Here is a 21,823-nt window from a genome sequence, read left to right as displayed (position 1 = left end):
CATGACCACGTCCGCACAACTCTTCGAGCAGGCTTGCCGTCACATCCCCGGCGGTGTGAATTCACCCGTGCGTGCCTTCAAGGGTATGGAGCGCGCACCGGTATTCGTGGAGCGCGCCCAGGGCGCTTATCTCTACGATGTCGAAGGCCAGCGCTACATTGATTATGTCGGTTCCTGGGGGCCGTTGATTACCGGTCACGCCGATCCCGACGTGCTGGGCGCGGTACGCGCGCGACTCGACGATGGGGTGTCCTTCGGCACTCCGACTGCCATCGAAACACGCATGGCGGAGCTGATCTGCGAGATCATGCCGTCCATCGACATGGTGCGCATGGTCAATTCGGGCACTGAGGCCACCATGTCGGCGATTCGCCTGGCGCGTGGATATACCGGGCGCGACAAGATCGTCAAGTTCGAAGGCAATTACCACGGGCATACCGACTCGCTGCTGGTCAAGGCCGGTTCCGGTGCGCTGACGCATGGCGAACCCAGTTCGCCCGGCGTGCCGGCCTCTCTCGCCGAACATACCGTGACGTTGCCCTATAACGATCTCGAGGCGGTGCGCGACTGCTTCGCGCGTCTGGGTGATGAAATCGCCGGTATCATCGTCGAGCCGGTGGCGGGGAACATGAACTGCATCCCGCCGCAGCCCGATTTCCTAAAGGGCCTGCGCGAGGTGTGCGATGCCCATGGCAGCGTACTGATCTTCGATGAGGTGATGACCGGTTTTCGCGTCGCACTGGGCGGTGCTCAGGCACATTTCGGCGTGACCCCGGACCTGACGTGCCTGGGCAAGATAGTCGGTGGTGGCATGCCGGTCGGTGCCTTCGGCGGGGCGCGCGAGCTGATGGAGCAAGTCTCGCCTTTAGGGCCGATCTATCAGGCGGGTACGCTGGCCGGCAATCCACTGGCCATGGCGGCGGGGATTGCGCTGCTCGAGAAGATTCGTGAACCGAGCTTCCATGATGCGCTCGGCGAACGCGTGGCGACGCTGTGCGATGGTCTGGAAGCCCGTGCGGAGGCGGCCGGCGTGGATTTGATCACCCAGCGCGCGGGCGGCATGTTCGGGGTCTTCTTCACGGCCCAGCGGCGCGTCGATAATTTCTCCCAGGCCACTGCCTGCGATGCCGATACCTTCCGGCACTTCTTCCTGGGCATGCTCGAGGAGGGTGTGTATCTGGCACCTTCGCCATTCGAGGCAGGCTTCATGTCGAGTGCGCATACGGCGGCCGATATCCAGACCACCTTGGACGCTGCCGAACGGGTATTGGCGACCCTCGGTCAGGCCTGACACGGCAAGTGAACGATGCGATGCAACGACAGGATGCGGGAGAACGCTCAGTGAGCCAGGTATTGATCGAAGCATTGCGTCAAGGCCAGGAATTTGGACGCTCGATCGGCGAGGTCGAGGTGTTCGAGACCCATATTTCCTGGGTCATTCTTACCGGTGACTATGCGTACAAGATCAAGAAGCCGCTGGATTTCGGCAGTTTTCTGGACTTTTCCACCCTCGAAAAGCGGCGCCGGCTCTGCGAACAGGAAGTGCGCCTCAATCGGCGGCTCGCCCCGGCGTTGTATCTGGAGACGGTGCCTATCAGTGGTAGGCCCGAGACACCACGGTTGGATGGTAGTGGCACGCCGTTCGAATATGCCGTCAAGATGCGCCAGTTCAGCAACCGTCATCTGTTCAGCACCCTGCAGGCCAGTGGCGAGCTTTCGGTAGAACTGCTCGACGATCTCGTCGATCAGTTGGTGGCATTTCACGAAGACGCGCCGCGTATCAGCGGCGATAGTCCGCTGGGCTCGCCGGATACCGTGCGCCGTACGCTGGACCGCGAGTTTCGCTTGATCGAGACGCGGCTCGACGATACCCAGGCACGCGAACGCCTCTCGCGACTCGAGACCTGGAGCCTGGACAGCTTCGCGCGGCTCGAGCATGAATTCGAGCGGCGCTGGCGCGAAGGCTACGTGCGCGAGCTTCACGGTGACATTCATCTTGGCAATGCAGTGCATTTCGAGGGGCGCGCGCTGCTGTTCGACGGCCTGGAGTTCAACGCCGAACTGCGCTGGAACGATGTCGGCTGCGAGCTGGCGTTCTTGTTGATGGATCTCGAGGCGCGCGGCGAACAGGCCTTCGCCAACCACGTGCTCAATCGCTATCTGGAACTCTCCGGCGATTACGAGTTGGTGCGCCTGCTTGCCTATTACAAGCTTTATCGGGCGCTGGTGCGAGCCAAGGTGGCGATGCTGCATTACCACCAACCACAATTGACGTCTGACGAACGTCAGGAAGTATATGCTGAGTACCAGCACTACATTGCTCTGGCTGAGCGTTACAGCGAGTTTCGCTTCCCGTATCTGATCGTGGGCGTGGGGGTCTCGGGCAGTGGCAAGAGCCGTTTCACCGGCGAGATGGTGCAGCGGCTGGGCGGTGTGCGGGTGCGTTCCGACATCGAACGCAAGCGACTGTACGGCTTCGAGGCCCAAGCTAGCACCGCCGATGGCGCCGATATCTATACGTCCCAGGCCACTGAGCGTACCTATGAGCGTCTCGCCGAACTGGCAGGGGTCTTGCTGGAGTCAGGGCTGCCGGCTTGTGTCGATGCTACCTGCCTGACGCGCGCCCAGCGTACGTTACTGTGCTTCGAAGCCGAACGTCGTGGGCTGCCGGTGTTGCTGGTGAGTTTCGAAGCGGATGACGCGACTCTGCGCGCGCGCATCGAGAGGCGTGCCCAGCGCGGTGGAGATCCCTCCGAGGCGGGGCTTGAGGTGCTCGAGCGCCAGTTGGAACGCTTCGAACCCTTCGCCGACGATGAATTGAGCCACCTGGTCCATCTCGATACCACGGCACCGGATGCCAATCGTACCCTGGTGTCGATGATTCAGGAGCGTATCCAGCTCAATTGAGACGCCGTTAACTTTCTGTCGTGGCTGCGTCATGGGCTTGTCATGTACTCCCTTTATGCTCAAGGGGTGGTTAGGGTCGTCACGTTGCCGCATGGCGTGTGGGTGATGTGCGTCTCGTGATATTGCGCCGCTCTCTGGAGCGGCGCTTTTTTCGGTACTGCTGGAGGTCAAGACGTACGCGCCTTGCGGGTGCTGCGCAGCGAGACCATGGGCGGCGCACCGAGGTTCTGGCGCGCCCAGTTCATGGCCTGAATGCGGTTGTGAACCTTGATCTTGCGGAAGATATTGTAGAGATGCGACTTGACGGTATGCTCGCTGACGAAAAGCTGATCGGCGATTTCGGTGTTGGATGCGCCGGTGCCCAGCAAGCCGATGATCTCCAGCTCACGGTGGGTCAATCCACATACCGGACGATACGCATTGAGCTGTTGGCGGCGATAGAAGTCGATCAGGCGTGTCATGAGGTTGCGCGACATCCATAGATCGCCATCGAGCAGCTTAGCGATGCCTTTGCAGATCAACAGCAGATTGTCCTGGCGGTAAAAGACGCCCTGTAGATGCAGACTGATCAGTAACTCCGCCGCATGCTCGTCGTCACGCAGATTGAAAGCTGCCAGGATCATTTCCGGACTTTCGCTGGCGCGGCTGTTCCATAGATGCATGCAGTTTTCGTCGACATGGTCGGCATCCAGCAATACCACGACCTTGCAGTCCGTGGGCGGCTCGAAGCTTTCCTGAGTGCTCAATGCCGAGACCTGGCAATCGAGCTGCTGGCGAATGTAATCGATGAACAGCTGCGACTGCGGATTGCAGTCGGTGACCATCAGAACCCTTGTATTTTCCATGCTCATGCGTTTCATCCCGGTGTTGTGTGAGACATTATCAGTGGCATCTCCCGACTTTCTCATGGCCGATTTCATGCCGAATTGCCTTCAAGCCTTATCCGAGATACGCCCTTTGTAAATAGATAGTAATCTCGGCATCTTAAACCTTAAAAGAATATGGTCCTTTATTTTTTATAACCTTTTATAATTCTAGAGTCTCATCAAGTGGTTGGGCGAGGCTCGCAGATCTTTCGATGAGCGCGGCACGGATGGGGGAAGAGAAATTTCAGTCATGCCGCTAATTTATATTAGACAAAGAGCAGCTCAAAAGTATGAGAAATATCATTTGCGTCATTAACATATTGTTTTCAAACATATATGAATTAATGGTCAGAGTGGTTTCCTGACCGTAGAGCGGCCCGTAGAATGAGTGGCCGAGCGACAAGGAGTATGCATGATGGCGGATCGAAAGACCCTGGTACTGGCCAGTGGCAATGCTGGCAAGTTGCGTGAATTCCAGCACTTGCTGGGCCCCTTGGGGCTGGAAATACGCCTCCAACACGACTTCGCCGTGACCGAGGTCGAGGAAACCGGCCTGACGTTCGTCGAGAACGCCCTGCTCAAGGCCCGCGAAGCCTCGCGGGTAAGCGGATGTCCCGCTCTCGCCGACGATTCGGGACTGGAGGTCGACGCCTTGCATGGGGCGCCGGGGATTTACTCGGCGCGTTTCGCGGGCGAACCCAAGGATGATGTCGCCAACAATCGCAAGCTCCTGGATGTCCTCGACGCGGTACCGGAAGGACAGCGCACCGCGCGGTTCTGGTGCGTACTGATATACTTGCGTCACGCCGAGGACCCGGTGCCGCATATCGTGCAGTGCGCCTGGGAAGGAGAAATCCTGGCGCATCCGCGGGGTGAGGGCGGATTCGGTTACGATTCGCTCTTCTGGGTGCCGGAACGCGGCATGAGTGCTGCGGAGATGCCCGCCGAGGACAAGAACCGACTCAGCCATCGAGGCCGTGCCATGACCGCGCTGCTCGCTCAATTGTCTGCCGACTCATGACGACCCTGCCTCCCTTGTCGCTCTACGTGCATGTGCCCTGGTGCGTGCGCAAATGCCCATATTGCGATTTCAACTCGCATGGCGTGGGCTATGATCGAACGCTTCCCGAACGCGCTTATGTCGATGCCCTGATCGCCGATCTGGATGCGGAGTTGGCGCTGGCCTGCGGCCGCGAGCTGGTGAGCATCTTCATCGGTGGTGGCACGCCCAGCCTGCTGAGCGGTGCGGCGTATCGGCGTCTGTTGCAGGCGATAGAATCACGCTTACCGTTCGCCTCGGATATCGAGATCACCCTCGAAGCCAATCCCGGCACCGTGGAACACGACCGCTTTGCGGCGTATCGCGAGGCGGGCATCAATCGCCTGTCACTGGGGGTTCAGAGTTTCCAGTCTCGCCAGCTCGAGCGCCTGGGGCGCATTCATGGCGGTGATGAAGCCGCTCAGGCGCTGCGCAACGCGCGTGCGGCGGGGTTCGATAACATCAATCTCGATCTGATGCACGGTCTTCCCGAGCAGGGTCTGGAAGATGCTCTAGCAGATATCGATCAGGCGTTGGCATTGGCGCCCGAGCATATCTCCTGGTATCAGCTCACGCTCGAGCCCAACACCGAATTCTATTCACAGCCTCCGCGCTTGCCCGATGAAGACGTTCTGTGCGATATCCAGGAAGCTGGGCATGCGCGGCTCGAGGCCGCGGGTTATCAACGCTACGAGATTTCCGCCTACACGTGTCCCGATCGCCAGGCGCGCCACAACCTCAACTACTGGACGTTCGGCGACTATCTCGGCATCGGGGCCGGGGCGCATGGCAAGCTGAGCGCTTGGCAGCCCGATGGCAGCTTGGCCATCGAGAGACGCTGGAAGGTGCGTCAACCGGAAGCCTATCTGCGCCGTACACAGGATCCGCGCGGTTTCGTCGCTGGGCGACGTGCTCTCGAAACGCAGGATCTGCCGCTGGAGTTTTTGATGAATGCCCTGCGTCTTACCGAGGGCGTTCCGCGACATTATTGGCGCGAGCGAAGCGGTTTGCCTGATACACTTCTCGACGCTCGACTTGAAGAAGCCCAGGCCAAAGGGTTGCTGCGCGACTCGGCGCAGCGCCTACAGGCATCGCCTCACGGGCTGTTATTCTTGAACGATCTGCTCGCGCTGTGCGATGAGCAGTGATAAAACGCTGCGATAGCAGGAACGCTACAACGTTTTTCGAACGCATTTATAGTTAAGGAGAAAGGACGCATGCAACGCTCGATATGGATGGCGATTCCGCTGGCTCTGGTGATGGGTGTCACGGGTTGTGCGAGCAATAATGCGCAAACTGGCGGCCAACAGAGTGATCATGGCAAGACATTCGGTGGTGCGGGCATCGGCGCTGCTGTGGGGGCGATTGCCGGGGCGCTGACCGGGGACGGCGGCAGCAGCACCCGTGACCGTGCGTTGATTGGGGCTACTGCCGGGGCAGCCATCGGCGGTGGTGTGGGTGCCTACATGGATGCCCAGGAAGAAAAGCTGCGCAAGGATCTCGACGGAACCGGTATCGGGGTCGATCGTCAAGGCGACAACATTGTCCTCAACATGCCCAGCAGCGTGACCTTCGATGTCGACTCCAGCGACCTTAAAACGCCCGCACGGCAGGCACTCAACGATGCCACCGCCGTCATGCGCGAGTATCCCAAGACACGGATCAATGTGGCAGGCTACACCGACAGCACCGGTAGCGCCGACTACAACCAGCGCCTGTCGGAGCGTCGCGCGCAGTCCGTGGCCGATTATCTCGGCCAGGGAGGCATCGCCGGCAATCGTATCGCCACGGTCGGCCACGGAGAAAGCCAACCCGTCGCCAGCAACGATACCGAAAGTGGCCGCGCCCAGAATCGGCGTGTCGAAATCACGCTGACGCCTGTTACTCAGCAGAGCTAAGCGACCACGGCATCGCGCCAGGCCGGTTCGTGCCGGCCTGGCTTGCCAGGTTCATCAGTGCCCCTGACGTGGGCTTCCCCGCGCTTCACGTCGTTTCGGACCCTTTCATGCTCGCCTATCAGCACGCCTACCACGCCGGCAATTTCGCCGACGTTCACAAACATCTCGCCGTGTTTGCCGTTCTCCGCCATCTATTGCGTAAACCTTCGCCCGTTACGTATGTCGATACGCATGCCGGACGCGGGATGTATTCCCTCGATGCCGAGGAGACGCAGCGCCTCAAGGAGTATCGCCACGGCGTGGCGAGCCTCTGGGCGGCACGCGATCACCTTGCCGACGACTCATTGCTGGGCCCATGGTGCGAGTGTCTCGGCGCGGTGCAAGCGTCGTCTCGGCTCAGCCACTATCCGGGCTCGCCCTGGTGGCTGTCCCAGGCATGTCGGGCGCAGGATCGGCTCGATCTATACGAGCTTCACCCAGGCGAGGTAAGCCATCTCGAGGCCCAAGCGTTGCCTGACCAGTCACGACGCCTCCACGCGGACGGGCTGGCAGGCCTGCGTACCTTTTTGCCGCCTGCGACGCCGCGCCTTTGTGTGCTCATCGACCCCAGCTATGAACTCAAGCAAGAATACGCTGATGTTGCCGCGACGTTGCAGGCCGTAGCCGCCAAGGTGCGCCATGCTATCGTCTTGATCTGGTATCCGCTATTGCCCAGCGGACGCCATCATGAGTTGCTGGATGCCGTCCGCCGCAGCGGCGTACGCAAGATCTGGCGCAGCGAGCTGTTGATGCATCCGCCCGCTGATGCCACGCATGGCATGTATGGTAGTGGCATGCTGATCTTGAATCCGCCCTGGGGTGTGGACACGCAGCTCGATGACAGCCTGGCGCGCGTCGTACGCTGCCTGGGAGGCGAAGCGACGCATGCATCGCAGTGGTGGGTACCGGAGTGAGTGCTGATGATCATTAGCCTGCGGAAAAAATCACTTGCCGATGCAGAAGCTGCCGAAGATCTCGCCGAGCAGGTCGTCGGCAGTGAATTCGCCGGTGATTTCGGCGAGCGCATTCTGGGCTTCACGGAGGTCCTCGGCGAGGAGTTCGCCAGCCCCGTGCCCCTGTAGCTGGGCGATGCCGTTGTCGAGTGCCTGACCGGCGCGGTCGAGGGCGTCGAGATGGCGTCGCCGAGCCGAGAAGCGTCCTTCGGTGGTGGCATCGAAGCCCATCACCGTCTTGAGATGATCCTTCAGGTTATCCACACCCATTCCGGTAATGGCGGACATGCGCACCAGTGGTGGGGTTGTGGATAAATCACTCGCAGCATCCTCGCCGCTTTCATCGATCTTGTTGCGCACCAGCGTCAAGCGCTCGGGGTGGGGGAGGCGTGCGACGAATTCCGGCCAGAGCTGCATGGGGTCGGTCTGGGTCGTGGTCGCCGCATCGACCAAGAGCAGTACGCGGTCGGCTTTCTCGATTTCTTCCCAGGCGCGGGCGACCCCGATTTTTTCAATGGCATCCGGCGTGTCGCGCAACCCGGCGGTATCGATGACGTGCAGTGGCATCCCATCCAGATGAATGTATTCGCGCAGTACGTCGCGGGTAGTGCCTTCGATGTCGGTGACGATGGCGCTATCACGCTCGGTCAGCGCGTTGAGCAGGCTCGACTTGCCGGCATTGGGGCGTCCGGCAATGACCACGTTCATTCCTTCGCGCATCAGTGCCCCCTGACCGGCGGCGGCGCGCACCTCGCCGAGTGTCCGGTGCACTTCGTCGAGCATCGCTGCCACCTTGCCGTCGGCGAGGAAGTCGATCTCCTCCTCGGGAAAGTCGATGGCGGCTTCGACGAACATGCGCAACTCGATCAGCTTGTCGACGAGCGCTGCGACGCGCGTCGAAAATTCACCCTGCAGCGAGCGCAGGGCGTTTTCGGCGGCGGCGCGGGAACTGGCATCGATCAGGTCGGCGATGGCCTCGGCCTGGGCCAGATCGAGCTTGTCGTTGAGGAAGGCGCGTTCGGAAAACTCACCAGGGCGTGCCAGGCGGGCGCCCAGCGTGACACAGCGCTCGAGGAGTAGGTCCATGATCACCGGCCCGCCGTGCCCTTGCAGCTCGAGAACATCCTCGCCGGTGAAGGAATGAGGCCCGGGGAAGAAGAGCGCGATCCCTTCGTCGATGACATCGCCATTGGCATTGCCAAAGGGGCCGTAATATGCGTGACGCGGGGTCGGGCAATGGCCGAGGAAACCCTCGGCCAGCTTACGGCTGGCGGGACCCGAGATGCGTACGATGCCGACCCCGCCACGTCCGGGGGGCGTGGCGATGGCGGCGATGGTGTCCTGGCGATAGAGCGGCGTGGCGGTCATGTCGTTCTCCGACTGGTTGCCGGTATTGTCCCGATGGTAGACCCAAAACGCCAGACCCCCGCCGAAGCGGGGGTCTGATCGGGTGGTAAACGGAAAGGGCCGTCAGCTCTTGGCTTTACTGGCTTTTCCCGTTTCGCCGTCACTTTCGATCTTGCGCGTGATGATCCACTGCTGAAGGATCGAAATGACGTTGTTGCAGATCCAGTAGATCACCAGGCCGGCCGGGAACCACAGGAAGAAGAACGTGAAGACCACGGGCAACATCTTCATGATCTTGGCCTGCATGGGATCCGGCGGTGTCGGATTCAGCAACTGCTGAACGAACATCGAGGCGCCCATGATGATCGGCAGGATGAAGTAGGGATCCTGGGCTGAAAGGTCATTTATCCACAGCATGAAGGGTGCATGACGCAATTCCACGGATTCCAGCAACATCCAGTACAAGGCGATGAAGACTGGCATCTGCACGACGATGGGCAGGCAGCCCCCCAGAGGATTGATCTTCTCCTTCTGGTAGAACTTCATCATCTCCTGCGACATCTTCTGTCGATCGTCGCCGTACTGCTCCTTGATGCGCTTCATCTCCGGGCCCATCTTGCGCATCTTCGCCATCGACTTGTAGGCCTTGGCGGAGAGCGGGAAGAGCACGATCTTCACGACGACCGTGAGCAGTACGATCGACCAGCCCCAGTTACCGATCAGGCCATGGATCTTCGCCAGCAGCCAGAACAGCGGATTGGCGATGAACCATAACCAACCGAAATCGACGGTCAGTTCCAGGTGCGGCGCGATGGATTCCAGGCGGTCCTGAATCTTGGGACCCATGTAGAGCGTCGCGGCCAGAGTGGTTTCATTGCCGGGCTGGAGCTGCTGAGAGGGGCCGGCAAATGCGGCGACATTGCGATCACGGGAATCGATATTGGCGTAATAAAGATTCTCTTGGCTCTGCACCGGAACCCACGCCGAGGTAAAGTAGTGCTGAATCATGGCGACCCAGCCACCCTCGGACTCGACATTCTTGAAGTTGCCTTCACGAATGTCATCGAAGTCGATCTTCTCGTAATTGCTTTCTTGCGTGGAGAAGGTCGCGCCGAGGAACGACTTCATGCTCATAGGGCCGCCGCCCTGGCTGGGGTCGGCGCTATTGTCGCGAGCAAGCTGGCCGACGAAACGCGCGGTGATAGGCGTTTCGCTCTGATTATCGAGCAGGTACTCGACATTGACCGCGTAACTATCGCGATCGAAGGTATAACGCTTGATGATGTCCGCGCCATTGACCTCGGCTGTGAGGTCGACGCTCAGGCTGTCTTGATCGTCGCCGAGCGAATATTGCATTTGCTCGGAAGAGAAATCGATGCGCCCATCATGCCCCTCCAATTGGAGCCCCGACTTGGCAACGTAGCTACGCACGTTGTTGTCGCTGAGGAGCACGAAGGGTTGCTCGCTATTCAAGGACTCATGGTGCTTGGGTAGCGCAGCATAGACGACATCACCGCCACTAGGATCGATGCGAATATCCAGTGTATCGGTGCGTACCTTGATTAAGCTGTCCGAGTTGGTTTGCCCGTCCGCGCCAGGCATGTCGGCGGCCTCTTGCGATGAGGCACTGTTACCGCCGCTGTTGGACGTGGGAACCGAGAGGCTGTCGCTGTCGGCGTTACTCTCGGACGTATCCTGGGTAACGCTTTCAGGTGCGCGTTGCTCGACGCTGTTTTGCCCATAATCTCCGTTCCACTGAATGACCAGTAGATACGCGAGTACCGCGAGCGGGATGACGAGTAGGAGTCGTTTTACGTCCATAAGGATTCTGCCCGGTGATACATTCTGACGTCACGTCCCGACCGGCACTGCGGCCACGGTGAAACGTGGCGGAGAAATGCCGATCAAGGGGATGGCGTGGACGAGACCGACTGCTTGCGTACGTCTTTTTCCAGGCGTCGCCACATGCCGTGCAGTTGGCGATGCAAGGTATCGTTATCCAGCTCATGAGCCCCACGCCGAGCGAGAACGATGATATCTACGGCGGGGAGATGGTGCTGCTGGAGACGAAAGGATTCACGGACGAGGCGTTTCAGACGGTTACGGTCGACAGCACGACGTACGTTCTTCTTGCTGAATACGAGCCCCACTCGCGGTTCACCGAGAGCATTGGGACGCGCAAGCATCAAAAGGCCCTTGCCGTGCACCTTGAAGGACGCATGAGCGAAGACGTGCTGATAGTCCCCGGCGGTTAGCAGTCGCCGCCGCCGGGGAAAGCCCTGATCGGACATTCGTTGTCCAGTCAGGCGCTCAGACGCTTGCGACCTTTGGCGCGACGACGTGCCAGCACCTGGCGGCCGCTCTGGGTGGCCATGCGAGCACGGAAGCCGTGCATGCGCTTGCGCTTTAGGACGCTCGGTTGAAAAGTGCGCTTCATAGCTGCGAATTCTCACGTGGTTGTTTGGAAACGATTTGAAACTGAAGAGCCCGGTACGCTTGCACCAGGCGGTATTCGGCTCAAGACCGGCAATTCTAGTGAATCCCAGGGGCAGGTGCAATTTTTCCGGCGCTTTTATCCACACCTGTTTTGTTACGGCGGCGGGGCCTCGGCATGTGCTGAGGTAGTCGGTCCGAGCGGATGTTTGTTTGACGCTCGTCACTTGTCGGCCTGCCCTTGGACAAACGATATAGCTATCATAATTGTTAAGATCTTACTAACTGATGTTGTTATGAATAGTAGGGCTTGTTTGTGGATAACTATATTTGTACATTTATTAACAATAACATGAGATGTTCTTGAATCTGTGGGGAAAAGGCGGAGAAGCTGTCGGTAGCATTGTGGGTAAGTGATGGTTTCTCCACACCCTGCGATATCTCCATGTTTCACAGGCACGTTGTGCGCTGAGTTAGGGATAGGGTTTTCCACAGGAAAAGAGACTCGGCATCCATGTGGATAACCCGGGCGTCGAACGATACAATAGTCGGCCATTCATCAACGCTAGGTGAGGTCGTGTGTCGGTCGCTCTCTGGCAGCAATGCCTCAACTTTCTTCAGGATGAGTTGAGCTCTCAGCAGTTCAACACCTGGATTCGCCCTTTGCAGGCGGAGGACGGTGACGCCAACGAGCTGTGTCTGCTGGCGCCCAACCGCTTCGTGCGTGACTGGGTCAATGATAAATACCTGAAGCGTATCAATGAGTTGCTGAGGGAGCTTGCCTCCAGCAAGCCGCCCAAGGTGCAGCTGACGGTCGGCAGCCGCCGCAACGTGGCGATGTCATCGCCGCGTGATCTGGGGGCACCGGTATCGGCGGCGTCCATGAATACCTCGCGTCCCCCAGAGACGCCGCCCGCCGTGCATGCACCGAGAGCCCAGGGCGATTATGCGGATGAACAGGAAATCGATCGCATGCGTGAGCGCGAGGATTCCTCGCGCCGGGATGGTGGCGAACGTCAGGTGCAGGTGGAAGGGAGCCTCAAGCACCAGAGTGGGCTCAATCCTAATTTTACCTTTGAAACCTTCGTCGAGGGTAAATCGAACCAGCTCGCGCGTGCTGCTTCGCGCCAGGTGTCCGAAAATCCCGGTGGTGCCTACAATCCGTTGTTCCTGTACGGTGGTGTTGGCTTGGGTAAGACGCACCTCATGCATGCGGTAGGCAATCATCTGGCCGGCCAGCGGGACAAAGCCAAGGTGGTTTACCTTCACTCAGAGCGTTTCGTGGCTGATATGGTCAAGGCGCTGCAGCTCAACGCCATCAACGATTTCAAGCGTTTCTATCGCAGCGTGGACGCACTGCTGATCGACGACATCCAATTTTTCGCCGGCAAGGAGCGCTCGCAGGAAGAATTCTTCCATACGTTCAATGCGTTGCTTGAGGGCGGTCAGCAAATGATCCTTACCTCGGATCGCTACCCCAAGGAAATCAGCGGGGTAGAAGAACGCCTCAAGTCGCGCTTCGGCTGGGGACTGACGGTGGCCATTGAGCCGCCTGAGCTGGAAACTCGCGTGGCTATCCTGATGAAAAAGGCCGACCAGGCCAAGGTCGACTTGCCGCACGATGCAGCGTTCTTCATCGCACAGAAGATCCGCTCCAACGTGCGTGAACTGGAAGGGGCGTTGAAGAAGGTCATCGCCGACTCGCACTTCATGGGCAAGCCGATCACCCAAGATTTCATTCGTGAGTCGCTCAAGGACCTGCTGGCCCTGCAGGACAAACAGGTCGGCGTCGACAACATTCAGCGCACGGTGGCGGAGTATTATAAGATCAAGCTGGCCGATCTTCTCTCCAAGCGTCGTTCGCGTTCAGTGGCGCGTCCGCGCCAGGTCGCCATGGCCTTGGCCAAGGAATTGACCAACCACAGCTTGCCCGAGATCGGCGATGCTTTCGGGGGGCGCGATCACACTACGGTGCTGCATGCCTGCCGAAAGGTGGAAACACTCAAGGAAGAAAGCGCGGATATCCGCGAGGATTACAAGAACCTGTTGCGGCTGCTGACCAGTTGAGCATGGCGGCCAGAATATTCCCTTGGACCCCAGGACGAGAGTGGAGCCCATGAGATTTACCATCACCCGCGAAGACCTTTTGCGTCCACTGTCGCTGGTCGCCGGCGTCGTTGAGCGTCGTCAGACCCTGCCGGTGCTGTCCAATGTGCTGCTCGAGGTACGCGACACGCAACTGGCACTGACCGGGACGGACCTCGAAGTCGAACTGATCGGCCGTACGGCCCCGCATCACGTTGACGAACCGGGGTCGGCGACAGTGCCGGCGCGCAAACTAATGGATATCTGCAAGTCACTGCCCGAGCGGACCGATATCACCTTCACGCTCGAAGAGGGGCGTGCGGTGCTACGTGCAGGGCGTTCACGCTTCACCTTGTCGACGTTGCCGGTGGCGGAATTCCCGAATATCGAGGGAAGTCAAAGCGATACGACCTTGACCTTGACGCGTGGCACACTCAAGCACTTGATCGATGCGACCTCGTTCGCCATGGCGCAGCAGGATGTGCGTTACTACCTGAACGGCATGCTGCTCGAGTTCGGTCATCATTTGGTGCGTACGGTGGCGACCGATGGCCACCGTTTGGCGGTGTGTGCACGTAGCGCCGAGGTCGACGTCGAGCCGTCGCAGAAGCTCATCGTGCCGCGCAAGGGCATTCTCGAATTGGCGCGTTTGCTGGATGGCAGCGATGAACCGGTGGAACTCACCATCGGTGGCACTCATCTGCGTGCGCAGACCGGGGATTTCACCTTTACCTCCAAGCTGGTTGACGGCAAGTTCCCCGATTACGAGCGAGTGGTCCCGCGGGGTGGTGATAAGGTCGTTATCGCCGAGCGTGGCGAGTTGCGTCAGGTGTTGTCGCGTACCGCGATTCTCTCCAACGAGAAATATCGTGGGGTCCGGCTCAATCTTGAAGAGCACAATCTGCGTGTGACGGCCAACAACCCCGAGCAGGAAGAAGCCGAGGAAAATGTGGCCATCGAATACGAGGGCGACACCTTGGAAGTAGGTTTCAATGTCGGCTATCTCGTGGATGTGCTCGGCGTGCTCGATGCCGATCGCGTACAAATGACGCTTTCCGATCCCAACAGCAGTGCGCTGCTGGAAGAACCGGGCGGTGGCGATGCCATGTATGTGGTCATGCCGATGCGCCTCTGATCGCCTGCGCTGCTCTTTCACTCAAGTACGTCTCGGGCGCGGTCGGTTCACGCCGGCATTGCTAACCGCGTCCGAGATGGCATGCTGCCTCCGATCCCCTTATGCCCCTCGAACGCCTCAATTTCCTAGGTTTGCGTAACCTGGCAGCACTCGATATGCGCCCCGCGCCGGGGATCAATCTGGTGACCGGTGCCAATGGCAGTGGCAAGACCAGTTTGTTGGAAGGCGTACATATGCTGGGGATGGCGCGCTCGTTCCGCACCCAGAAGCTCAAGCACGCGATCACCCACGACGCCGATGCCGTCACCTTGCATGGTCGCCTGGCGGGTGATCCGCCGGTGTCGTTGGGCGTTCGTCGAGCACGCGATGCCGCCGAGTTGGAAATTCGTCTCGATGGCGAGCGCGGTATTCGCGTGGCGCGCTTGGCGGAAACGCTTCCCCTGCAACTGATCAACCCCGATGCATTTCGCCTGTTGGAGGGTGCGCCTGCGGCTCGGCGTGAGTTTCTGGATTGGGGTGTGTTTCACGTGAAACATGAGTTCTTCGAAGCATGGCGGCGGGTAAGACGCGCCCTGAAACATCGGAATGCCCTGCTCAGACATGATAGAATCGACTTACGATCGATGCGTGTCTGGGAGCAAGAGTTGGCGCATTGGAGTGAACAACTCGACCTCTTGCGCAGCGACTACATGGCGCAATTCGCCAAGACATTCGAAGCGACATTGCATGAGTTGTTGCCGCTTTCCGGTTTATCTCTTCGCTATTACCGCGGATGGGATAAACAACGTGGGTTGCTGGACGTGCTCGAAAACGGTCGGGATACCGATCGACAAATGGGCTTTACCCAGCAGGGGCCACAACGTGCCGACTTGCGTTTGCGTATTGGCAAGCGCGCTGCAGTGGAAGAACTATCGCGCGGGCAGCAAAAGTTGGTAGTGAGTGCGCTGAAATTAGCCCAAGGGCGCTTGCTGGAGGAACTGACGGGGCGTACCTGCGTTTACCTGATCGATGACCTGGCTGCCGAGCTTGATGTTTCGCATCGGCAGATCTTTTGTCATTGGCTGGCGCGCTTGCACTGCCAGGTCTTTATTACCGGAGTCGAGCGCAGTGCGCTCGAGAATGCATGGCAGTCGGAAACGGATGTCGCGATGTTTCACGTGGAACACGGGCGACTGCTCACGGAATGACTTCACGACGGAGTAGGCAATGAGCGAACAAGCTTACGACTCATCGAGCATCAAGGTTCTCAAAGGCCTGGATGCAGTACGCAAGCGCCCCGGCATGTACATCGGCGATACCGATGATGGCACGGGCCTGCATCATATGGTCTTCGAGCTGGTGGATAACTCAATCGACGAAGCGCTCGCGGGACACTGCAGCGAGATTCGCGTGGTGATCCACCCCGATGAGTCTGTCACCGTCAGTGATAATGGGCGTGGCATTCCGACTGATATGCATTCGGAGGAGAATGTCTCGGCGGCGGAGGTCATCATGACGGTGCTGCATGCCGGCGGCAAGTTCGATGACAACTCTTATAAAGTCTCGGGTGGTCTGCACGGCGTTGGCATTTCCGTCGTCAACGCGCTTTCCGAAGAGCTCAAGCTCACGGTGTGGCGCGCCGGTCAGGTTTATGAACAGATCTATCATCATGGTGTGCCCGAGTCACCCCTGGACGTAGTGGGAAAGACCGAGAAGAGCGGGACCCAGGTCAACTTCAAGCCGTCGACCGAAACCTTCGCCAATATCGAGTTTCACTACGATATCCTGGCCAAGCGCTTGCGTGAACTATCGTTCCTCAACTCTGGTGTGGCGATTCGGCTGACCGATGAGCGCTCAGGCGCGGAAGAGTTGTTCCACTATGAAGGGGGGCTGCGGGCCTTCGTCGATCACCTGAATACCAACAAGGCGACGTTGAACCCCGTTTTCCACTTCGAAACGCAGCGCGAAGATGGCATTGGCGTTGAAATGGCTCTGCAGTGGAATGATACCTTCTCCGAGAATATTTTCTGCTACACCAACAACATTCCGCAGAGCGATGGTGGCACGCATCTGGCCGGTTTCCGTGCCGCCCTGACACGTACGCTCAATCACTACATCGAAACCGAAGGGCTGCTGAAAAAAGCCAAGGTCAACACGGCCGGTGACGATGCGCGGGAAGGGTTGACGGCGATCGTGTCAGTCAAGGTGCCTGATCCCAAGTTCTCGTCGCAGACCAAGGAAAAGCTGGTGTCATCCGAGGTCAAGACGGCGGTAGAGCAGGAGATGGGGCGTCAGCTGAGCGCTTATCTGGTGGAGCGGCCCAACGAGGCCAAGGCCATCGTCAACAAGATGCTCGACGCCGCACGTGCTCGCGAGGCTGCACGTAAGGCGCGCGATATGACACGCCGCAAGGGCGCATTGGATATCGCCGGGCTACCGGGCAAACTGGCTGATTGCCAGGAGAAAGATCCAAGCTTGTCGGAGCTTTATCTGGTCGAGGGCGACTCGGCCGGTGGCAGCGCCAAGCAAGGGCGCGACCGACGCACCCAGGCGATCCTGCCGCTCAAGGGCAAAATCCTGAACGTCGAGAAAGCGCGCTTCGACAAGATGCTGTCGTCTGCGGAGGTAGGCACGCTGATCACGGCATTGGGGTGTGGCATTGGGCGCGAGGAGTTCAATCCCGACAAGTTGCGCTACTATTCGATCATCATCATGACGGATGCCGATGTCGACGGTTCGCATATTCGCACGCTGCTGTTGACTTTCTTCTTCCGGCAGATGCCGGAACTGATCGAACGTGGCCATGTGTTCATCGCCCAGCCGCCGCTTTATAAGATCAAGCGTGGCAAGCAGGAAACCTATCTCAAGGATGAACAGGCGCTGACGGATTATTTGACCACGACAGCGCTGGATGGAGCGCGCCTTTACGTCAATGCCGACGCGCCAGGTATCGCCAACGAGCAGCTCGAGGCCCTGGTCAGTGAATATCGCGATGTCATGCGACGTATCGACCGCCTCTCGCGGGTTTACCCCAACTTCGTGCTGCGTAAGATCGTGCATACCGCAAGGCTTGAGAGCGATAGCCTCAAGGACCGCGAGACCATGCAGCACTGGATCGATCATCTGCAACGCGAAATGGACAATCTCATCGCCTATGAGGGCGGCCCGCGTTACACCTTCCATCTTCAGGAAGACGGCGAGCGCGGTGTTTATCTACCCTGCGTATCACTGACGGCGCATGGGGTTACGACCGACTACGTGTGGGGCGTCGATTTCTTCCGCAGCGCCGATTACCGCGCCATGACCGCTTTGGGCGAAACGCTGGATGGATTGCTCGACGACGGGGCTTACGTCGCACGTGGTGAGCGTCAGCGTTCGGTAGAAACCTTCTACGAAGCGCTCGAATGGCTGATGAGCGAGGCCCAGCGTGGCTTGAGCGTTCAGCGCTACAAGGGGTTGGGCGAGATGAATCCCGAGCAGCTGTGGGAAACCACTATGGATCCCAATTCTCGCCGGATGCTGCGCGTTTCCATCGAGGATGCCGTGGCGTCTGACATGATGTTCAACACCTTGATGGGCGATGAAGTTGAGCCACGTCGTGACTTTATCGAGCGCAATGCGCTGGTCGCCAATTTGGATATTTAACGGAAATACCGGGTAGGCGATGTTTCACGTGGAACATTCATGATGAAGCGTCCTTGCACTCGATGAGCAGGTGTACGAGAGGCTGGCAACGTCAAGCGACGTTGCCAGCTTTTTTGTGGGGCGGCGGGCATTTATGCCGACGCGCTCAGGGTAAGCGGCAAGAAGCCGATTTTTTCTCAGCAGAGAAGCCAGTCGGTGAAGGCGGCAAGATCATCGAAAACACGTGCATGATCGAGCCCTTCACCCTTCTGCTCGGTGTGTGCTCCCTTCCCCGTGCGTACCAGCGAGCTTTGGCATCCCGCAGCATCGCCGGCCTGTAGATCGCGTAGGCTATCGCCCACCATCCAGGCACCCTCAAGTGTTTCCAACTTCAGTACGTCGCGGATGCCGTTTAGAAGTCCTGGCAGGGGCTTGCGGCAAGAGCAGCCGTCATCGGGCCCATGCGGGCAATAGGCGATGTGATCGATTTTCCCGCCTGCGGCGTTCACCAGCTCTTGCATCTTGGCATGCATCGCCTCGAGGGTGGCTACATCGAAATAACCACGTGCGATACCCGATTGATTGGTGGCTACCGCCACTGTCCAGCCGGCTTGCGACAGACGTGCAATGGCCTCGATGGCTTGAGGGTAGGGGAGGAACTCGTCGAGCGACTTCACGTAGTCGTCGGAGTCCTGATTGATTACGCCATCGCGATCGAGGATGACGAGCGTCACGGCGGGCGTCATGGCGCGCTCCGGTATAGGTCGGGAGCGGTAGTGTTTCATGTGGAACATCCGTTGCCAAGCAGGGGAGGCATGATGCGAACGAGGCCGGACGTTAGATCCGGCCCCGTGTTTCACGTGGAACATGTCGTCGATTCGCCATGCCCGGCGGGCGAGGAGCCCGGCGAGGCGTCAGGGAATCACCCGCCGCTCGCGCAGCCGATCCAGGGCATGCAGCAGCCGCTCCCGGGAGTCGCAGCGCGGCGTGAAGCCGTAGCGATAGATCTTGTTGACGTCGGAGATGACGTCGGTTTCGGTGCGGAAAATGAAGTCACCGAAGCCCCAGCCCACCAGCCGGTCGAGACGATCCTCCACCAGGCCGTGGCGGTGGGCGATGCGCTCCCACACCGCCTGCTTGTCGGCCATGTGCTGGGCCATAGGGATTGGCACCGGCGAGGCGCTGTCGAGGCCCAGGTGGGCGGCGGCCTCCGGCCACAGACGTTCCCAACGGAAGACGTCGCCGTTGGTGATGTTGAAGGCTTCGCCGGCGATGCCCTCGGTAGTCGCCGCCCAGGCGCTGACATCGCCAAGCAGGTCGGCGTCGGTGAACTGCATCAACACGCGATAGGCGGCCTCGGTGCCGGGATAGCGCATCGGCACACCCAGCTCGCGAGACAGGGCGGCGAAGACGCCGATGACCACCGCGATGTTCATGGGGTTGCCGTGCACGTTGCCGTCGATCATCAGGTCCGGGCGCAGGACGACGTGATCCCAGTCGGCCTTCCGGGCACGTTCGGTGAGGATGGCCTCCTGCGCCTGATAGAGGTTGGGCGGCAGGTGACTGGGATCGTCCTCCCGGGCGGGTGTCGGCACCTTGGCGCCCAGGTGGATGCCGTAGATTTTGAAGCCTTGGTAGATGACCACGCGGGTCAGCGGCGCGCCGGCGGCCTCGAGGGCGTCCAGCAAATTCTCGAGCATCGCCGCGTTGCGCTCGGCCTCCACGGCGAGGTCGTCGTCCGGAGACAGGGCCGCGTAGAACAGATGCGTCGTGTCGGCGGCCTGTTCGGCCACTACCCGGCGCGTGGTCTCGGGATCGGTCAGGTCGACGCACAGCGTCTCCATACCTTCGATCGGATGGCGTGCCAGGCTCCGGACCGTGTTGTCCGAGGCGTCGAGGGCGCGGTGCACGCCGTGGCCGATGATGCCGCTGGCACCGGCGATCAGGGCCTTGATGGGCTGGCTCATGGAGCCTCCATGTCATGTAGCAGAATGGCGATCAGTGGGTTGTGTGCCATGGGGCGGGTCAGGTATCGCTCAGGGCGATGCGGCGGCCGCCGCCCACGATGAGAGGGTCTGATTGGCGAAGTGTTGCATCTGTTTGCCTCCTTTGACGATGAGTCTACGCTCATCTTCGCCGGTGGCGGCTGTTCAATATACACTCGCATGACGAAATCACTCTTCGAAATAGGCGAAGAATGGACGAACTGCTTACCTTCCGGCTCTTCATCGCCACCGTTGAGTCCGGCAGCCTGTCGGCGGCTGCCCATCAGCAGGGCATGGCCCTGTCGTCGGCCAGCCACCGGCTCAAGCGGCTCGAGCAGCGCCTCGGGGTGACTCTGCTCAACCGCACCACCCGGGTGCTGTCGCTGACCGAAGAAGGCGCGGCCTTCCTGCAGGGCTGCCGCGAGGCCGTCGCGGCGATGGAGCAGGCCGAGGATCGCATGCATCGCCGCCAGGCGGCGCTGTCGGGCGAGATCGTGGTGACGGCGCCCCACGATCTCGGCGAGCGTCGCATCGGGCCGGCGCTTCTGGCCTTCCAGCGCCGACATCCGCGAGTGTCGCTCGAACTGCATCTTAGCGACGGCCTGTCGCGAGGGGTGGGGCGGGGCATCGACTTGGCGATCCGGGTCGGCCCGCTACCTGATAGCGCCCTGATCGGCGTGCCGCTCGGCGATGATGAGCGACGAGTGGTCGCCTCCCCGGACTACTGGGGGCGCCGCGGACGCCCGGCGCACCCCCGGGACCTGCTTGAACACGACTGCCTGGTGCTGACGCGGGACGGCGAGCCGCAGCTCCCCTGGCGGTTTCAGGAAGGCGGCCGAGCCCTGAGCGTGCCGGTGAGCGGCTCGCTGCGTTCCAACTCCGGCGCGCTGCTGAGACGCTGGGCGATGGAGGGGGCGGGGGTGATCCTCAAGTCGTCTGGCGATATCCGCGAGGCGCTGGCGGAGGGCACGCTGGAAAGCGTGCTGGATGACTTCATGCCGCTGTCCTCGGGGATGCATGCGCTGATGGCACGGGACCGCTATCGTCCCCAGCGGCTGGAGGCCCTGGTGGCTTGGCTCAAGCAGTGGTTCCGTGAGGCCGACGGGGAAGGCAGGCGAGGATAGGCAGAGAGCACGGAACGACTGCAACCGGCGCGATGTTCCTGTGAGATTGTTTCACGTGGAACAATCGTCGAGCTACGAGCTACGAGCTACGAGCTACGAGCTACGAGCGGAAGAGAGAAGAGAGAAGAGAGAAGAGAGAAGAGAGAAGAGAGAAGAGAGAAGAGAGAAGAGAGAAGAGAGAAGAGGCATATTCTCGGCGCTAAATCTGGAGCGCCATGTTTCACGTGAAACAAATCCAATTGTTGCCCAAGGGGAGTCGATCCGGCGAGGAAGATAAAATGCCGGTAGGCACGATGTTGGCGGTCTCAATGACCAAGTGCAACACGTAACCCATCAGGTACCGTGTTGCCATGAACTACTGCTATCGCCACCTTACTGCTGAAGACCGAGCTGCCATCATGATGATGCG

General features: G+C 59.8%; 18 protein-coding genes. 11 read left to right on the top strand and 7 right to left on the bottom strand.

Features of this window, described 5'->3' with window-relative positions; translation table 11 throughout:
* Position 1: 1 nt before the first annotated feature.
* Complete coding sequence (hemL, locus tag OP496_RS05005; protein WP_280562409.1) at positions 2-1,291, top strand: glutamate-1-semialdehyde 2,1-aminomutase; 1,290 nt, start codon at positions 2-4, stop codon at positions 1,289-1,291.
* A 50-nt stretch (positions 1,292-1,341) separates the two neighbouring features.
* Entirely contained in the window at positions 1,342-2,907 is a 1,566-nt protein-coding gene (locus OP496_RS05000; protein WP_280562408.1) for a bifunctional aminoglycoside phosphotransferase/ATP-binding protein, read from the top strand.
* 167 nt (positions 2,908-3,074) lie between these two features.
* On the opposite strand, the gene OP496_RS04995 is transcribed toward OP496_RS05000, so the two are convergent.
* Complete coding sequence (locus tag OP496_RS04995; RefSeq protein WP_280562407.1) at positions 3,075-3,758, bottom strand: LuxR C-terminal-related transcriptional regulator; 684 nt, start codon at positions 3,756-3,758, stop codon at positions 3,075-3,077.
* A gap of 430 nt (positions 3,759-4,188) precedes the next feature.
* Between OP496_RS04995 and rdgB the strand changes: the two genes are divergently transcribed.
* From rdgB to rlmJ, 4 genes are all read left to right on the top strand, one after another.
* Positions 4,189-4,794: an RdgB/HAM1 family non-canonical purine NTP pyrophosphatase gene (rdgB, locus tag OP496_RS04990; protein ID WP_280562648.1), complete on the top strand. Its 606-nt coding sequence runs from the start codon at positions 4,189-4,191 to the stop codon at positions 4,792-4,794.
* A complete protein-coding gene (hemW, locus tag OP496_RS04985; RefSeq protein ID WP_280562406.1) occupies positions 4,791-5,960 on the top strand; it encodes a radical SAM family heme chaperone HemW in 1,170 nt (389 codons plus the stop codon). Before rdgB ends, hemW begins: the two co-directional genes overlap by 4 nt.
* Before the next feature lie 69 nt (positions 5,961-6,029).
* On the top strand, positions 6,030-6,710 hold the full coding sequence (locus tag OP496_RS04980; RefSeq protein ID WP_280562405.1) for an OmpA family protein: 681 nt from the start codon (positions 6,030-6,032) through the stop codon (positions 6,708-6,710).
* Between the two features lie 107 nt (positions 6,711-6,817).
* Complete coding sequence (rlmJ, locus tag OP496_RS04975) at positions 6,818-7,663, top strand: 23S rRNA (adenine(2030)-N(6))-methyltransferase RlmJ (protein ID WP_280562404.1); 846 nt, start codon at positions 6,818-6,820, stop codon at positions 7,661-7,663.
* 30 nt (positions 7,664-7,693) lie between these two features.
* Here the strand turns inward: rlmJ and mnmE are convergent, their stop codons facing one another.
* From mnmE to rpmH, 4 genes are all read right to left on the bottom strand, one after another.
* On the bottom strand, positions 7,694-9,070 hold the full coding sequence (mnmE, locus tag OP496_RS04970; protein ID WP_280562403.1) for a tRNA uridine-5-carboxymethylaminomethyl(34) synthesis GTPase MnmE: 1,377 nt from the start codon (positions 9,068-9,070) through the stop codon (positions 7,694-7,696).
* 102 nt (positions 9,071-9,172) lie between these two features.
* A complete protein-coding gene (yidC, locus tag OP496_RS04965; RefSeq protein ID WP_280562401.1) occupies positions 9,173-10,870 on the bottom strand; it encodes a membrane protein insertase YidC in 1,698 nt (565 codons plus the stop codon).
* 83 nt (positions 10,871-10,953) lie between these two features.
* Complete coding sequence (rnpA, locus tag OP496_RS04960; protein WP_280562400.1) at positions 10,954-11,340, bottom strand: ribonuclease P protein component; 387 nt, start codon at positions 11,338-11,340, stop codon at positions 10,954-10,956.
* 11 nt (positions 11,341-11,351) lie between these two features.
* Positions 11,352-11,486, bottom strand: coding sequence for a 50S ribosomal protein L34 (gene rpmH, locus OP496_RS04955; RefSeq protein WP_280562399.1), 135 nt, complete (start codon positions 11,484-11,486; stop codon positions 11,352-11,354).
* Positions 11,487-12,061: 575 nt separating this feature from the next.
* Here rpmH and dnaA point away from each other — a divergent pair.
* The 4 genes from dnaA to gyrB all read left to right on the top strand — a co-directional run bounded on the left by dnaA (position 12,062) and on the right by gyrB (position 18,326).
* A complete protein-coding gene (dnaA, locus tag OP496_RS04950; RefSeq protein ID WP_280562398.1) occupies positions 12,062-13,549 on the top strand; it encodes a chromosomal replication initiator protein DnaA in 1,488 nt (495 codons plus the stop codon).
* A 49-nt stretch (positions 13,550-13,598) separates the two neighbouring features.
* Positions 13,599-14,702, top strand: coding sequence for a DNA polymerase III subunit beta (gene dnaN, locus OP496_RS04945; RefSeq protein ID WP_247620941.1), 1,104 nt, complete (start codon positions 13,599-13,601; stop codon positions 14,700-14,702).
* Positions 14,703-14,803: 101 nt separating this feature from the next.
* Positions 14,804-15,889 carry a DNA replication/repair protein RecF gene (gene recF / locus OP496_RS04940; RefSeq protein ID WP_280562396.1) on the top strand — a complete coding sequence of 362 codons (1,086 nt, stop codon included), beginning with the start codon at positions 14,804-14,806 and terminating at the stop codon, positions 15,887-15,889.
* 19 nt (positions 15,890-15,908) lie between these two features.
* Positions 15,909-18,326, top strand: coding sequence for a DNA topoisomerase (ATP-hydrolyzing) subunit B (gene gyrB, locus OP496_RS04935; RefSeq protein ID WP_280562395.1), 2,418 nt, complete (start codon positions 15,909-15,911; stop codon positions 18,324-18,326).
* A gap of 176 nt (positions 18,327-18,502) precedes the next feature.
* Here the strand turns inward: gyrB and gmhB are convergent, their stop codons facing one another.
* Both gmhB and OP496_RS04925 read right to left on the bottom strand, forming a co-directional pair.
* Positions 18,503-19,051 carry a D-glycero-beta-D-manno-heptose 1,7-bisphosphate 7-phosphatase gene (gmhB, locus tag OP496_RS04930; RefSeq protein ID WP_348521998.1) on the bottom strand — a complete coding sequence of 183 codons (549 nt, stop codon included), beginning with the start codon at positions 19,049-19,051 and terminating at the stop codon, positions 18,503-18,505.
* 168 nt (positions 19,052-19,219) lie between these two features.
* A complete protein-coding gene (locus OP496_RS04925) occupies positions 19,220-20,272 on the bottom strand; it encodes an SDR family oxidoreductase (protein WP_280562393.1) in 1,053 nt (350 codons plus the stop codon).
* Positions 20,273-20,502: 230 nt separating this feature from the next.
* Between OP496_RS04925 and OP496_RS04920 the strand changes: the two genes are divergently transcribed.
* Positions 20,503-21,414, top strand: coding sequence for a LysR family transcriptional regulator (locus tag OP496_RS04920; protein WP_280562392.1), 912 nt, complete (start codon positions 20,503-20,505; stop codon positions 21,412-21,414).
* Positions 21,415-21,823 lie beyond the last annotated feature (409 nt).

The organism is Chromohalobacter sp. 48-RD10, from assembly GCF_029889785.1.
Lineage (GTDB): Bacteria > Pseudomonadota > Gammaproteobacteria > Pseudomonadales > Halomonadaceae > Chromohalobacter.
This window is presented reverse-complemented; position numbering and strand designations above follow the sequence as displayed.